The organism is Caballeronia hypogeia, from assembly GCF_001544875.2.
In the GTDB taxonomy this organism is placed as follows: domain Bacteria; phylum Pseudomonadota; class Gammaproteobacteria; order Burkholderiales; family Burkholderiaceae; genus Caballeronia; species Caballeronia hypogeia.
In genome coordinates this window covers 166188-180617 of the sequence record NZ_FCOA02000003.1, presented here as the reverse complement: position 1 = coordinate 180617, position 14430 = coordinate 166188, and the positions used below count along the sequence as shown (strand labels likewise).

Annotated in this window: 18 protein-coding genes and 1 riboswitch; of the genes, 8 read left to right on the top strand and 10 right to left on the bottom strand. The window is 65.1% G+C overall.

The window, feature by feature from the left end; all coding sequences use genetic code 11:
- Positions 1-110: 110 nt before the first annotated feature.
- From AWB79_RS40765 to thiC, 4 genes are all read right to left on the bottom strand, one after another.
- Complete coding sequence (locus AWB79_RS40765; protein WP_269767918.1) at positions 111-239, bottom strand: hypothetical protein; 129 nt, start codon at positions 237-239, stop codon at positions 111-113.
- Between the two features lie 249 nt (positions 240-488).
- Positions 489-806: a hypothetical protein gene (locus tag AWB79_RS40915; protein WP_332459658.1), complete on the bottom strand. Its 318-nt coding sequence runs from the start codon at positions 804-806 to the stop codon at positions 489-491.
- Between the two features lie 372 nt (positions 807-1178).
- Positions 1179-1391 (bottom strand): YMGG-like glycine zipper-containing protein, encoded by a 213-nt coding sequence (locus AWB79_RS06895; RefSeq protein ID WP_061166658.1) that lies wholly within the window; start codon positions 1389-1391, stop codon positions 1179-1181.
- Between the two features lie 261 nt (positions 1392-1652).
- Complete coding sequence (gene thiC, locus AWB79_RS06890; RefSeq protein ID WP_061166657.1) at positions 1653-3584, bottom strand: phosphomethylpyrimidine synthase ThiC; 1932 nt, start codon at positions 3582-3584, stop codon at positions 1653-1655.
- A gap of 136 nt (positions 3585-3720) precedes the next feature.
- Positions 3721-3862, bottom strand: a riboswitch (TPP riboswitch).
- A gap of 245 nt (positions 3863-4107) precedes the next feature.
- On the opposite strand from thiC, the gene AWB79_RS06885 reads away from it, so the two are divergent.
- Positions 4108-5049 (top strand): EamA family transporter, encoded by a 942-nt coding sequence (locus tag AWB79_RS06885; RefSeq protein ID WP_061166656.1) that lies wholly within the window; start codon positions 4108-4110, stop codon positions 5047-5049.
- A 360-nt stretch (positions 5050-5409) separates the two neighbouring features.
- Positions 5410-6192 carry a DUF4397 domain-containing protein gene (locus AWB79_RS06880; protein ID WP_061166655.1) on the top strand — a complete coding sequence of 261 codons (783 nt, stop codon included), beginning with the start codon at positions 5410-5412 and terminating at the stop codon, positions 6190-6192.
- Positions 6193-6396: 204 nt separating this feature from the next.
- Here the strand turns inward: AWB79_RS06880 and AWB79_RS06875 are convergent, their stop codons facing one another.
- Positions 6397-6531, bottom strand: a complete 135-nt coding sequence (locus tag AWB79_RS06875; RefSeq protein ID WP_061166654.1) for an entericidin A/B family lipoprotein — start codon at positions 6529-6531, stop codon at positions 6397-6399.
- 186 nt (positions 6532-6717) lie between these two features.
- Positions 6718-8226, bottom strand: a complete 1509-nt coding sequence (locus tag AWB79_RS06870) for a sensor histidine kinase (RefSeq protein WP_061166653.1) — start codon at positions 8224-8226, stop codon at positions 6718-6720.
- A 130-nt stretch (positions 8227-8356) separates the two neighbouring features.
- Between AWB79_RS06870 and AWB79_RS06865 the strand changes: the two genes are divergently transcribed.
- The 5 genes from AWB79_RS06865 to AWB79_RS06850 all read left to right on the top strand — a co-directional run bounded on the left by AWB79_RS06865 (position 8357) and on the right by AWB79_RS06850 (position 10792).
- On the top strand, positions 8357-8533 hold the full coding sequence (locus AWB79_RS06865) for a DUF1328 domain-containing protein (protein WP_074169341.1): 177 nt from the start codon (positions 8357-8359) through the stop codon (positions 8531-8533).
- A 77-nt stretch (positions 8534-8610) separates the two neighbouring features.
- Entirely contained in the window at positions 8611-8772 is a 162-nt protein-coding gene (locus AWB79_RS37990; RefSeq protein ID WP_064506627.1) for a DUF1328 family protein, read from the top strand.
- A gap of 206 nt (positions 8773-8978) precedes the next feature.
- Entirely contained in the window at positions 8979-9554 is a 576-nt protein-coding gene (locus AWB79_RS06860) for a ferritin-like domain-containing protein (protein ID WP_061166651.1), read from the top strand.
- 103 nt (positions 9555-9657) lie between these two features.
- On the top strand, positions 9658-10290 hold the full coding sequence (locus AWB79_RS06855; RefSeq protein ID WP_061166650.1) for a response regulator: 633 nt from the start codon (positions 9658-9660) through the stop codon (positions 10288-10290).
- 58 nt (positions 10291-10348) lie between these two features.
- Positions 10349-10792 (top strand): response regulator, encoded by a 444-nt coding sequence (locus AWB79_RS06850; protein ID WP_061166649.1) that lies wholly within the window; start codon positions 10349-10351, stop codon positions 10790-10792.
- Here AWB79_RS06850 and AWB79_RS06845 read toward each other — a convergent pair whose 3' ends face one another.
- The 4 genes from AWB79_RS06845 to AWB79_RS06830 all read right to left on the bottom strand — a co-directional run bounded on the left by AWB79_RS06845 (position 10793) and on the right by AWB79_RS06830 (position 13901).
- Complete coding sequence (locus AWB79_RS06845; RefSeq protein ID WP_061166648.1) at positions 10793-11998, bottom strand: MFS transporter; 1206 nt, start codon at positions 11996-11998, stop codon at positions 10793-10795.
- A gap of 87 nt (positions 11999-12085) precedes the next feature.
- Positions 12086-12403, bottom strand: a complete 318-nt coding sequence (locus AWB79_RS06840) for a YfiM family lipoprotein (RefSeq protein WP_332459657.1) — start codon at positions 12401-12403, stop codon at positions 12086-12088.
- Positions 12404-12701: 298 nt separating this feature from the next.
- Positions 12702-13499, bottom strand: a complete 798-nt coding sequence (locus tag AWB79_RS06835) for a phosphodiesterase (RefSeq protein WP_061166647.1) — start codon at positions 13497-13499, stop codon at positions 12702-12704.
- Positions 13500-13547: 48 nt separating this feature from the next.
- A complete protein-coding gene (locus tag AWB79_RS06830; protein ID WP_061166646.1) occupies positions 13548-13901 on the bottom strand; it encodes a hypothetical protein in 354 nt (117 codons plus the stop codon).
- A 212-nt stretch (positions 13902-14113) separates the two neighbouring features.
- Between AWB79_RS06830 and AWB79_RS06825 the strand changes: the two genes are divergently transcribed.
- Positions 14114-14419: a hypothetical protein gene (locus AWB79_RS06825; protein WP_061166996.1), complete on the top strand. Its 306-nt coding sequence runs from the start codon at positions 14114-14116 to the stop codon at positions 14417-14419.
- The last annotated feature ends 11 nt before the right edge of the window (positions 14420-14430 follow it).

Sequence of the window (14430 nt, the reverse complement as noted above, 5' to 3'; positions counted from 1 at the left end):
GCGGACGCATAACGCGCACAATAAGAATAGGGCGCGAACGCGCCGCGTCAAGGCGTGAATGCCCGGCCATTACGGCGCACGGGTCACGCCGGGTGACGTGACGGCGCGACTCAGCCTTCCGCGACGGCGCTGCGCGCGGGCTCGTCGCGGCCGGCGGCGGGCGTCTGACGGAACACCCAGATGGTGAGCAAGCCGAGCGAAGCGAGCATCCAGAGCAGAAAAAACACGAAAGCCATCATGGTCCGATCCCCCGATACGGAAAGCCGCAGTTGCGACGAAGAAGGCAAGCGAGGGAACGTTTAGCCAGAAGCGTGCCAATTGTCTGGCGAAATCCGCCAAGTCCTTGTCCGAAAAGGAAAGTGTGCGAGCGTACGTTTGCCCGAACGCGCGCTGACGCACATATATGAGCGGAAAATGTTGCAGGTTTGTTACGGCGGGGCGAAAAAACCGTCGATTGTCACGTCGGACGTAACACTCAGGCATCGCGCTCAGTGGCTGTGGGCGCCGCCTCCGCCGTGCCAACCGCCGCCGCCTTGCCACGTGCCGCCGCCATGCCAGCCGCCGCCGTGGTACCCGTTGCCGTGCCATCCGTGGCCCCAGCAACACCCGCTGCCACCCCAATAGCCGAAGCCGAAGGAGACCGCGGGATAGCCGTAGCCGTAATAAGGATAGCCGTAGTACGGATAGCCGTAGTACGCCGGGTACGGATAGGGATAGGGATACGGATAAGTCGGGTAGTAACTGGAATAGGGCGAGCCGACCGCATATTCGTACTGAGGCGGCAGCGTCGCGGAAGACGTGGGCACTGCCGCCGTCCCGGAGGCCGGGACGCTGAATTCGCGCTGAGCGTAAGTTGCGGGAACGGTAGGGTAAGGCGGGTACGCAGGATAGCCGTAGGGGTAGTAGCACGCGCCCAGAACGAGCGCGCCGGAAAGCACTGCGGCCGCCGTTCGGAGTCCGGGGATGATGCGTGCGGAAATCATGAGCCTGCTCCTTACGCCGCGCGACTGCCGGACTTCTCGGTCCGTTTAAGAGCAGCTTAGTCCACGACGTGCGTGCTGGCGTCGGGCGTTATGTGACTTTGCATTACCAAAGCGCGATTCTGTTACAGATTTGAAACGCCGCTTGTGCGGAGCGGCGAAGCCTCACCGGCTACGCCGCTCGAAAGATGGATCTCGCTACTTCCCGACCTGATTGCCGATAACCCCGCCAACCGCCGCACCGCCCAGGGTCGACAGCGCGCTGCCGCCAATCACGGCGCCACCGGCCGCGCCCACACCCGCGCCGATAGCCGTATCCCGTTGTCGCGTGGTCATGTCGCCGCAAGCGGTCAGTCCTCCCAGAAACACAGTGACCATCGCAGCGGCGCCGATCTGTCTGATGGTTTTCATGTCGACTCTCCATTTCGATGATGAGATGAATCGGCTGCGGTTCGGCCGCGGCGATGAGAAGCGCGGTGCGTCCGGATAGACGGTGACCAACGGGTCCGCCCTGTTTTTCGCCGGTTCGTCCTTGTCAGCAGCAGGAAAGGTGCCCGATTCCCCCGGCGGGCGGCGCTCGCCCAGGCGCGACAGGGGTTTGCGCCCGATACCATGGAAAAAAAAGCCTGCCGCACGCGAGGTGCGACAGGCTTCTGTCAGGCGCAAAAAGCATTATGTCGGCTGATAGATCTCCGAGCCCTTCTTCACGAATTCGATCGCCTTGGTTTCCATGCCCTTGGCGAGCGCCTCGGTTTCGCTGACGCCCTGTTTGGCCGCGAAGTCGCGCACGTCCTGCGTGATCTTCATCGAGCAGAAGTGCGGGCCGCACATCGAACAGAAATGCGCGACCTTGGCGGAATCCTTCGGCAGGGTTTCGTCGTGGAATTCGCGCGCCTTGTCCGGGTCGAGGCCGAGATTGAACTGGTCTTCCCAGCGGAATTCAAAGCGCGCCTTGGACAACGCGTTGTCGCGAACCTGCGCGCCCGGATGACCCTTCGCGAGATCCGCCGCGTGCGCCGCGAGCTTGTAGGTGATGATGCCTTCCTTGACGTCGTCCTTGTTCGGCAGGCCCAGGTGCTCCTTCGGCGTCACGTAGCAGAGCATCGCCGTGCCGAACCAGCCGATCATCGCCGCGCCAATGCCCGAGGTGATGTGGTCGTAGCCCGGCGCGATGTCCGTCGTGAGCGGCCCGAGCGTGTAGAACGGCGCTTCGTCGCACCATTCCAGCTGCAGGTCCATGTTCTCCTTGATGAGCTGCATCGGCACGTGGCCGGGGCCTTCGATCATCACCTGCACGTCGTGCTTCCACGCGATCTGCGTCAGTTCGCCGAGCGTCTTCAGTTCGCCGAGCTGCGCTTCGTCGTTGGCGTCGTAGATCGAGCCGGGGCGCAGGCCGTCGCCGAGCGAGAACGAGACATCGTATTGCTTCATGATTTCGCAGATGTCTTCGAAGTGCTCGTAGATGAAGCTTTCCTTGTGGTGCGCGAGGCACCACTTCGCCATGATCGAGCCGCCGCGCGACACGATGCCCGTCATGCGGTTGGCGGTCAGCGGCACGTACTGCAGGCGCACGCCGGCGTGGATCGTGAAGTAGTCGACGCCTTGTTCGGCTTGCTCGATGAGCGTATCGCGGAAGATTTCCCAGGTCAGGTCTTCGGCCTTGCCGTTGACCTTTTCCAGCGCCTGATAGATCGGCACCGTGCCGATCGGCACCGGCGAATTGCGGATGATCCACTCGCGCGTCTCGTGGATGTGCTTGCCCGTCGACAGATCCATTACCGTGTCGCCGCCCCAGCGGATCGCCCAGGTCATCTTGTCGACTTCCTCGCCGATGGAGGACGTCACCGCCGAATTGCCGATGTTCGCGTTGATCTTCACGAGGAAGTTGCGGCCGATGATCATCGGCTCGCTTTCCGGGTGATTGATGTTCGCGGGAATGATCGCGCGGCCGCGCGCCACTTCCTCGCGCACGAACTCAGGCGTGATTTCCTTCAGTGCGTCCTTGCCGAACGCCGCCGCGCCGAAGGCTTGTCCCGGATGCTGACGTCCCATCATCGCGGCGAGCTTTTCGCCGTTCGGTCCGCTTTGCTTCAGGCTTTCGAGATATTCGGCGCGCCGCTGGTTTTCGCGAATCGCGATGTATTCCATCTCCGGCGTGATGATGCCCTGACGCGCGTAGTGCATCTGAGAGACGTTCTTGCCGTCGAGCGCGCGGCGCGGCTTGCGATGCAGGCCGGGAAAGCGCAGTTCGGTCGTTTTCGGATCGGCTGCGCGCTCGCGGCCGAAGTCGCTCGACAGGCCGCTCAGTTCCTCCGTGTCGCCGCGCTTGTCGATCCACGCGCCGCGCAGCGCGGGCAGGCCGCTGCGGATGTCGATTTTCGCCTCCGGATCGGTGTACGGGCCCGAGGTGTCGTACACGTAGACGGGCGGATTCTTCTCGGCGCCGAAGCCGTCGGGTGTGTCCGACTGCGTGATCTCGCGCATCGGCACGCGGATGTCGGGCGTCGAGCCTTCGACATAGACCTTGCGCGAGTTCGGCAGCGGCGCGATGGCAGCGGCATCGACGACGGCGTTCTCGGACAGGAACTTGGGGTTGGCATTCATGCTGTCTCTCCTGTGTGGGACGGTTATATCCGGCCCGACGCGAACGAACGCCATCGAGCTCGGCTGATTCAGGAGCTAAACAGGGAGGAACGAGATGGAAAGGTACGGGTTCGGAAGAAGTGGCGTGGAGCAGCGAGCCTTGAACCCGAACGCTTCCCTGCGCTGGCATTATCCAGATCAGGTTCAAAGGGTATTTCTCACCCACGCCGCGCGAGGCGATCCGGGCCGACAAATCCGGCAGAATCGCGATGCGCAACGCAGGACCCCCGCGTTAGCAGCCGACACGTTACACCGCGGCGTGGCGTCTTGGCAACCATTCGCAAAATCCTTCGATCCCGCCGAGTGCTTACATGCATAATGGCGGTCGCCGCGACTTCCGGGTTTTCCCGAGGCTCACGCGGTCTCCCTACGCGCAATCGCACTTCTCCGTTCCGCCATGTCGTTCCGTCTGGTTTCCGCCGCAGCGTATTTCCCGGCATCGTTTGCACTTGTCCGGCTTTTGGCCGTCGCAGCGGAGTGATGCATGTCCGCTCTTCCTCCGCCGCGCCTGCCGTTCAGCTTTCCTGACCGCTTTCCGTTTCGCGCGCCGCGCTCGTTCAAAGGACAGGTCGCGCTCGCGCTGGCCGTCGTTTATCTGGTGTGGGGCTCGACCTATCTCGGCATCCATCTGGCGCTCGAGTCGTTTCCGCCGCTCATGCTCGGCGGCTTGCGCAACCTGTTCGCGGGCATCGGCCTGTTCGCGATCGCCGTGCATCGCCGTGCGGTGTGGCCGAGCGCGCGCGAAGTGCGCAACGCGGCGATCGTCGGCACGCTGCTCGAAGGCTTGTCGAGCGGGATGATGGCCTACGGCATGCGCACCGTGGGCACCGGGACGGCTGCGGTGATGGTCGCCACCGTGCCGCTCTTCGCGACGATCTTCACGGCGCTCTCCGGACGCGGCGTCGCGAAAGGCGAGTGGTTCGCGGTGGCGCTGGGGCTGGTCGGCATCGTGCTGCTGAATCATGGCGATCCGTCGCCGAGCTCCACCTTCGGCACGCTGGCGATTCTCTGCGCCGCGATCTTCTGGGCGGGCGGCGCGCATCTGGCGACGCGTCTGCCGCAACCCTCCGACCTGCTGATGTCGACGGCGCTGCAGATCGGACTGGGCGGACTGATCGCGACGGGCATCGCGCTGGTGTCGGGCGAGCGTCTCACGCAGGTGAGCGCCGGCGCGGGCTTTTCGTTTCTCTACCTCGTCGTGATCGGGTCGATGGCCGCGTATGTCGCCTACAACTTCCTGATCCGCAATACGAGCACGATCGTCGCGACGAGTTGCCTGTACGTGAATCCGGTCGTCGCCGTCTTGCTGGGCGCGCTGCTGCTCGGCGAGATCATCACGCAATGGACCGTTATCTCGACGGTCGTCATTCTGCTGTCCGTCGCGTTGTCGTTCTGGTTCGACTATCGGCGGCGCGGGCTCGCGTGAGTCTGCCTTTCTTTTTGTAAAAACCGCGTTCATCCGGCGACGGCGGCATCGTTCGATGCCGTCGTCGCCGCGCATGCCGGCGTACGTCGAATAAATCCTCTAACGAATCCAGAAGCCTTGTCAGACAAGGCTCGGCGGGATGCGCGCAAACGTTTCGCACCGAATCGGGGCATGCTCATTGCTGAACGCGGTTAGCCGCAGCGGCGGCGCCGTCAATTTCTTTCATGGCGTCAGCCGGTGGGTCAAGGAAGGGAAACAGAATCGGGCCCGGCGGCGAAACGCGCGCGAGAGTCACGCGGACGCGCGGTCGTCCAGACCCGGATAACGAGGTGGTCGATCAAAACAAAGGAAGGTGGAATCATGAAGCTCATCCGCACCGCTGCCGCACTCGCCGCCGTCGCCACATTGCTCTCCGCCTGTGGTGGAAGCTCCGACGACGTGGGGAAGGAAATCGGCGTCACCCAGCCGCAGGTTCACTTCATTCACGCGATCCCGAGCGGTCCGAACGTCGATTTCTACGACAACGGCAAGATCCTGCAGCCGAACCTCGCCTACAAGGCGGTGACCAACTTCGCCAACATCGATACGGGGCAGCACAACTTCTCCTATGCGGCGGTCAACACGACGACGCAGCTCGCCACCGACACGAGCATCTCGAACGCGGCGAAAGGGCATGAGTACACGGTGATCGCGCTGCCGGATGCGGGTTTCGTGCCGTCGATCGCCGTGATCGACGATCCGTTCGACAAGGGTCTTCTGTCGGCAAGCGCGCGGGTGCGCGGCTTCAATGCCTCGACCAACGCGCCGAACCTCGACCTGTATCTTGTCGCGCCGGGGACCAGCATCTCCAACGTCAGCCCGACGATGGCGGGGGTCGCCTATAAGAACGCCGTGCCCGCGACGACGCAGGATTCGATTTACGTCTCCGGCGGCACGTATCAGCTCATCGCGACGCTGCCGGGTTCGAAAACGCCGGTCTACAAGTCGGCCTCGTTCGATCTGGTCAACAACGCGGACTGGCTCGTGACGACGCTGCCTTCGGGGAATGCCGTGTCGCAACTGGTGCCGGAGAAAATCCGCGTGCTGGTCGCGCAGGGCGGAAATACGCAGCAGCCGGCGCTGGAGTTGCCAGATACGCAGTGATCCGACGCGCCTGACGAAGCAAGAACCGGCCGGATGCATCGGCCGGTTTTTTTGCGCCCGCCGGACCGACAAGCGGACGCGCAAAAAAAATCCCGCCACACAAAGGCGGCGGGACGACAGGGCACTACATCAACGCTATGGAACAACTTCAGAAACACGCCACTCCACGCCATGGCATGGCGACGGCGCGTTCCACTTGTTACGTTACTTGTGCTCTTCAGCGGAATTCGTGATGGCGTTACCGCCCTTCGAGATATCCTGGCCCGCGCCCGAGATGGTGTTGCAACCCGCGAGAGCAGCCGTGCCGGCGATCAGCAGCAAAGCGATGAGTCGAGTCATGTGTATCCCCTTGGAGTTGAAATGCGTGACAGGAATTCGGTTCGCGCATCGTGTCTGGTCGTCGGGCGCCGTTTCGACGCCTACCCGTATCGGTGTACCCAATCATAAAAAAGCAGGCGCCCCGACGCTGTAGGCACGCATGCGATTTTCTTGTCGGCGGCATCCGCATTTTGTGTCGGCATCGTCCTACGCGAGCGGGACGGCGCGCGGCGCGTCGACACTGCGTTCGCGCGGCATCGACACGCTGATCGCCGTGCCGTGCGGGCTCGCGCGCTCGATGTCGAAGCGTCCGCCGCGCGCCGACACGCGCTGACGCATCCCAACGAGCCCGTGCGTCTGCGTGCGCTTGAGATCCTGCGGCCGGATGCCGATGCCGTCGTCCGCGATGGAAAGCGACACGGTCTCGTCATCGAGCGCGAGCGCCACGCGGATGCGGCTCGCGTGCGCATACTTCGCCGCGTTCGTGAGCGTCTCCTGCGCGACGCGAAAGAGCGCGATCTCGATGGCCTCGCCGAGCTTCACGTCCTCGTCCGGCAGCGCGAACTCGACGTTCCAGCCGTTGCGTTGCGCGGCTTCGTCGGCGAGCGAGCGCAGCGCGGTCACCAGCCCGAAGTTGGCGAGCACGGTAGGCCGCATGTCCTCGATGATGCGGCGCTTGAGCGCGATGCCCTGATCCAGCTGGGCGAGCGCGCGCGCAAGTTTTTCGGCCATGGCGGGCTCGCTGTCGCGGAGCTTGCCTCGCACCCACGCGACATCCATCTTGCTCGCCGTGAGAATCGAGCCGAGTTCGTCGTGCAGTTCGCGCGCGAGCTCGGTCTTTTCGTTTTCGCTCACCGACTGCAAGTGCCACGCGAGCGCTTCGAGCTGGCGCGTGCGCGCGAACACGAGCTGATCGAGCTCTTCCTGCTGCGTGATGAGCGCCTTCTGCACGCGCGCCTGCTTGTCGAGCTGAATGCCGAGATTGCGGAACAGCAGCAGGAACAGCACGATGTTGAGCGCGCACAACGCGCCCACGCACAGCGTCGAGATGCGCTGATCGGCGCGGCTCGCGTCGAGCGCTTGCTGGGCGCGCTGCTCCTCGTTCAGCCGCAGCAGCGAGAGCGCGGCATCGAGCGTCGCGCTCGTGTCCGGAGGCGGCAGCGACAGTGCGTGTTCGCGGGCGGCGGAATCGGCGTCGGGATGCTGCGCCAGATCGGCGAGCCGCGCGGCGCCCTGCGCGATTTCATCGTCTGCGGCGGCGCGGATCTGGGCGAAGCTCGCGAGCGCGGTGTCGTCGCCGATGCGCCGGTAGTACGCGTCCAGCGAGGCCAGCGTGCGCCGCACGCGCTCCGCCGTCTCGCCGAAGTGCGTCCGATATGCGCTGTCCGCCCCGAGCGCGAAGCCGCGCTCGTCGGCGGTGAGGGTGGCGATATCGGCGGCGAGCATCGAAAGTTGCGCCGTCGCGCCCTTGGCGTCGAGCGCGGTTTCGTATTCCGATGCAATCCGCATGCGCCCCGATTCCAGGACCACCAGACCACCCACTGTGATGACGATCGCCACAGTCATCGCGACCGCCCAGCTGTAGCGGCGCATCCATTCGTTCAGCCGCGCGGCGCGGCGCGCGAGGCTGGTGGGCGCCTGCGCGGACGAAGCGGCGGGCGGCGGCGTGTCGTCATCGTCGGCGATGACGAGGTGAGGAAGCGGGACGTGACTCATGGCGTGGATCGAAGCCGTTTTGAAAGCGGGTGTCGGTGGATTCCCACAGCAAAAAAGGAGCCTGCCCGAATGCGCGCCGCGCCGGGCATGACTAGCATGGTTCCGTCATCCACTCCTACGGGGAATGATCATGCTGAAGTGGGCATTGTTTTTTGCGATCGTGGCCGTGATTGCCGGCTTGCTGGGCTTCACGGGCATCGCCGCCGGCGCCGCCGCGATCGCCAAATTCCTGTTCGTGCTGTTCCTGATCCTGTGCGTCGTGTTTCTGGTGCTGGGCTTCGTCATCACGAAAAAGGCCATCGATTAGCGACGCTCCGTAAGAGTTCACGCACGTCTTCCCGCGTCGTCGCGCGCGGTTCCAATAACACTCATGAAGGAGGTCCCATGCTTCATTACGCTGCCGTCTTCTTCGTCATCGCGATCATCGCGGCCGTGTTCGGCTTCACCGGCATCGCGGCCGGCGCGGCGGAAATCGCGAAAATCCTTTTCTTCATTTTTCTCGTCGTCTTCGTGGTCACCTTGCTGCTCGGCGTGATCCGAACGTGATGGACGCCGTCTTCGACAATCGGTGCAAGCCGTGATCCATCGGGCCGCGCGCGGGTCATCCGCCCGTCGCGCGGTATTTTTGACGGACCAGGCATGCCGCATGCATCGGCATGCCTGATTGGATAGCAGGGCTCTATGCGCGCGGCGCAAAGCGCGCACCGGCCTGCTCCAGCGACCGTCAAACATTCATCAGAGGAGCGATTCAAATGTCCAAATCGTCTGCTGTAAAAGCCGCGCCGACTCAGTCCCAGGACGCTTTCGTCCTCGATGTGGAGAAGATTCGCGCCGATGCGCGGCAACACATGGACGAGGGCGCGGTGACCACCGGCTACGGCGCCGACCGCGAGACCGTGCTGAAGCTGCTCAACGATTCGCTCGCCACGGAGATCGTGTGCACGCTGCGTTACAAGCGTCACTACTTCATGGCGAAGGGCATTCACTCGGAAGCCGTCGCGCAGGAATTCCTCGAGCACGCGACCGAAGAGCAGCAGCACGCCGACACGCTCGCCGAGCGCATCGTGCAACTGGGCGGCGCGCCGAACTTCGCGCCCGACGGGCTCTCGTCGCGCTCGCATTCCGAGTACAGCGAAGGCAAGGATCTGATCGACATGATCCGCGAGAACCTGATCGCGGAGCGCATCGCGATCGATACATATCGCGAGATCATTCGCTATCTCGGCGACAAGGATGTCACGACCCGGCGCATCTTCGAGGAGATTCTGGCGGTCGAGGAAGAGCACGCCGACGACATGGCCGACCTGCTGCAAGGCCGTAACGGCTAAAGGCGGCGACGACGCGGGGCTGCCCTGAGCCGTTGCGGTCCCGCGCGCTCATCACATGGCCGATCCATTACTACAAGAACGTCCGGTAGCGCGGACCACGCGAATGATTCGAGTCCTGATAGCCGACGATCACGCGATCGTGCGCAGCGGGTTCCGGCAGTTCGTCGCGGACGAGCCCGACATGGAAGTGGCCGCCGAGGCCGCGACCGGCGACGAAGCCATCGCGCGGGTGCGCGAGCAGGCCTTCGACGTCGTCCTGCTCGACATCGCGATGCCGGACAAGAACGGCGTCGACACCTTGCGCGTCATCAAGCAGATTCGGCCGGAGCAGGGCGTGCTGATGCTCTCGGGCTTTCCGGAGAGCCAGTACGCGATCAACCTGCTCAAGGCGGGCGCGAACGGCTATCTCAACAAGGACGCCGCGCCCGACGAGATCGTGCGCGCGATCCGCACCGTGGCGCGCGGGCATCGCTATCTGTCCGAGTTCATCGCGGACGCGCTTGCGGACAAGCTCGACAGGCCCGCGGCGGAGCGCCCGCACGAACTGCTGTCGGAGCGCGAGTTTCAGATTTTCTGCAAGCTCGCGGGCGGCCAGATTCCGACGGAAATCGCGCAGGAGCTGCATTTGTCGGTGAAGACCGTGAGCACCTATCGCGCGCGCGTGCTGGAAAAAATGCGGCTGGCGAATAACGCGGACCTCACCTATTACGCGATCAAGAACGGGCTGATCGAATAGCGGCGCGTCGTGCGGCCGCCGTTCGGCAAGCGCCGTGCTGCACAGGAGGACGCCCGACGTGGGCAATCACACGACCACCGACGATCGAGCAGGGCAGGCGGCGCCGCAACGCGCGCCGCTGGCCGTGCTGCTGATCGAGGATTCGCCGCTCATCCGCCGCAGCCTGACCGAGGCGATCGACGCGCTCGGGCCCTGGCGTGTGACCGCTTTCGCCGATGCGCCCGCGGAGGCCATCGCGCTGTTGTCCTCGCAGGCGTTCGACGCGGTGATCGTCGATCTGCAACTCAAGCGCGGCTCGGGCATCGACGTGCTCGCATGGCTCAGGGAAAGCGGCGACGCGGGACGCCTGCGCGGCGCATTCGTCGCGGTGCTGACCAATCACGCGCTGCCGGCTTACCGCGAGCGCTGCCGCCAGTACGGCGTGCACCGCTTCTTCGACAAATCGCTCGAATTCGACCGCGTGCTCGACGCGCTCCACGACTACGCGCGCGAGCGCATCTGATCAGCGCCGCCCGCCGCGCCAGTGGCTGAAGGCCGCGAGTCCCGTCGCCGCGAGGCCGGCGAGACACACTCCGGTCCAGCCGAGCGCGTGCCATGCGAGCGACGCGAGCGCCGACCCGAGCGCCCCGCCGATGAAATACGCGACCATGTACACGGTATTGACCCGGCTGCGCGCCTCGGGCTTGAGCGCGTAGATGCGCGACTGGTTGGAAATCTGCGCGGCCTGCACGCCGACATCCAGCACGATCACGCCGACGACCAGCCCCGCGATGCTCCGCGCCGAAAACGCGAACACGACGAAGGACACCGCGACCAGCCCGATGCACAGCGAGATCACGGCGCGCGGCCCGCGCCTGTCGGCGGATTTGCCCGCGAGCGGCGCCGCGAGCGCCCCCGCCGCGCCGACGATGCCGAACAGTCCCGCCGCCTGCGGTCCCATATGAAACGGCTCGCCCGCGAGCAGTAGCGTAAGCACCGACCAGAAGATGCTGAACGCGGCGAACAGCGCGCCGCCGGTCGTCGCGGCTTCGCGGAGCGCGGGATTTTCCACGGCGAGATGCCACATCGTGCCGAGCAGCTTGCCGTAGGGCAGCGTGGAGGTCGGCCGGCTCTTCGGCAGCCGCGCGATCACGATCGCCGCCAGCGCGACCGTCGCGAGCACGGATGCGTAGAACACCGCGCGCCAGCCCAGATACTGCGCGACGAAGCCCGACACCGTGCGTGCGAGCAGAATGCCCAGCAACAGCCCGCTCATCACGGTGCCGACTGCGTGGCCACGCTCGGCGGCGGGCGCGAGTTCGGCGGAGAAGGGCACGGCCTGCTGCGCGATCGTCGAGACGACGCCGATCGCGAGGCTCGCCGCGATCAGCACGACGAGCGAAGGCGCGCTCGCGGCGAAGATCAGCGACACGCCGAGCGCCGCGAGTTGCAGCAGGATCAAAAGCCGCCGGTCGAAGCGGTCGCCGAGCGGCGCGAGCAGGAGCATGCCGAGCGCGTAGCCGAGCTGGGTCGAGGCGGGCACGGCGCCGATCAGCCAGGCGCTCTCCGGAAAGCTCGCGCGAAAGTCGCCGAGCAGAGGCTGGTTGAAGTAGATGTTCGCGACCGACACGCCCGCGATGGTCGCGAGCAGCCAAAGCGTGCCGCGCGAGTAGTGCGGATGACGGTCGTGATCGTGCGTGGAGGAAGAGTCTCGGGACGGTGCGGACATAGGCTCGTGGCGTCGTCGGAAGGTTCGGTGCGGGCCGCTCGCGGCCAGTCCGAAATCATACGCAAGGCACGCGCGCCATGCCGGCGCTCAGAACCGGTCGCTGTAGGCGAGCCCGACAAGCGTACCGCGCGAGTCGCGATGATAGGTGATCGCCCAGTGCGCGAGCGATGCGCCCACGAGCGCGCCGAGCACGTCGGCGGTCAGGTCCTTGTAGGAGAAGCCAGCCGACGGACACGTGCCGTCGAAGATTTCCTTCGCGAGACCGGGCGCAGTACCGATCAACGTCCCGTAGACGACCGGATGCGCCGTGTCGCGCGTGAAATAGGCGCCGAGCGCGCCGAACGGCGTGGACGCCGCGAAATGCGCCAGCTTGTCCGAGCCGGTCCAGCTATCGGAAGTCTGCATGCGCCATCCGCTGCGACGTGCGGCAATCCCAACTGGCATGGGCGATGGAACAGGCGGTGGTGAGCAAGGCAAGCAGGCCCGCTTGCTTCATTGCCGTTTTCATAGTCTCTCCGGTTTATCGGTTGACGCGCTTTAGTCAGACGATTCCTATGCGCGTCCTAAATCTACGGCAAGCGGAGAGGCTTTCGAGGGCGGGCAATCAAGTTGGCACAGAAAATTACAACGCGATGCGCGATGAAGCGCCACCCGACTGCCGGCGATTCGCGAGTCTCGGAAAGACGATGCCGAATGGCAGATTTCAGAACGGCTGCGGGCCACCGCCCTGATCGACGCTCACGCAGTGCGTGATGAGTCCCGTGTCCGCCTGCCAGAGATGCAGCCCGAACGCGGGCGGCTCCATGACCAGCGCTTCCGGGCCATCGGGTTTCAGTTGCAGCGCGACCTGGTGCGCGGTCGATGGCGCACACCACACGACGGTGCCGCCGAAGCGGCTGCTGATCGCGCGATGCACGTGGCCGCACACGATCCGCTCGACGTTCGGATGACGCCGCACGAGAGCGTCGAGCGCGCGGCTGTCCTCCGGGGCCAGGCGAATGTCGTCCATGAAGCCGATGCCGCACCTGATCGGCGGATGATGCATGCCGATGAGGACCGGCCGGTCCCGGCACGCCTCGAGTTCGGCTTCGAGCCACGCGAGGCGCGCGGCGCAGAGGCGTCCCGCTCCGGAGCCGGGATCGAGCGTGTCGAGCGCGATCACGCGGACGGCGCCCGCGTCGAACGCGTATTGCACGAAGCTGTCGCCCGCCAGCTCGGGACGGTCGGCGAACACGGCGCGGAAATGGTCGCGGTCGTCGTGGTTGCCGACCAGCAGCCGCCACGGCATATGCAGACGGTCGAGGAAGCTGCGCAGATGGCGGTATTCGTCGATGCCGCCCGCGTCGACCAGATCGCCCGTGACGAGCACGGCGTCGGGGCGCGGATCCAGCGCATTGAGCGCATCGATGGCGCGGGCGAGGAAAGCGGCCGTATCGACGCGGCCGTACGCGAGCGTGCCCGGCGGCGTGATGTGCAGATCGCTGATCTGGGCGAGCAGCATGCGCGTATGTCTCCTCGACGCGGCGGGTTTCGGTATGACTTGTTGTCGTTACTCGTCGTCGTCGGTTTTCGGCTTGGGCGCGAGCTTCGCGGGCACGAGCCACTGGAACCCCGTCATCGACTCCTGGGCGAAGGTGCATTCGGCCGCAGCGGGCACCCGGGCCGGCTTGTCGGCGGGCGGCTTGGGCGGGTTGGTGATCACGCCGTGCACGACGACCCGCGAGCCATGATAACTCGCGCCGGAGCCGGTGATTTTCAGCGGCGCGCTCGCGGCGTCGGGGTAATCGGCGCGGACCTTCTCCTTGCAGGCCTCGACGTTCTTGTAATAGGACGTGCAGCCGCCGAGCCAGGCGAGCGGAATCGAGAGCAGGAACGGCAGACAGGCGCGGATGCGAGGGTTCATCGGGTAATTCGGTCGATGCCCGATGCGGCTGGCGCATCGGAACGTGAAGAAGGTCGGGGCGAAACTTTATAACATGTTCGCCGCAGTGCATCACTGTAGAGCATCGCGGCGGGCCGCGCGCGCCGCGCGGTAGCTTGTTTTACCGCGCGATGCGGTAGCAAAATCGGCATTGGCATTTGCCGAGCGCGTTTCGATCGATGGAGACGACCGCCATGCAGAAGGACATCGAAGTAGGCGACTACCTGCTCGCCATGCGGGCCGTGCCGAGACCGCGCGCGGCCGCAGCCGATCCCGCCGTCGCCGACGAAGACGCGGACGGCGCGCCGCCCGAGGGTTACGCGATTCGCGTGCGCGTGACCCGCATCGACCAGAAGCCGGTGCATGGCTCGAAGCTCGCCGACGACTCCGGCGAGATGACCGGCGATCACGGTCCGTTCGAGACGGTCGCCGAGGCCATCGCGCATGGGGAGGCGTGGGGACGGCATTACGTCGCGCGGGTGCTTGGGCATTCGGTGTAGCGGGGGGCTCC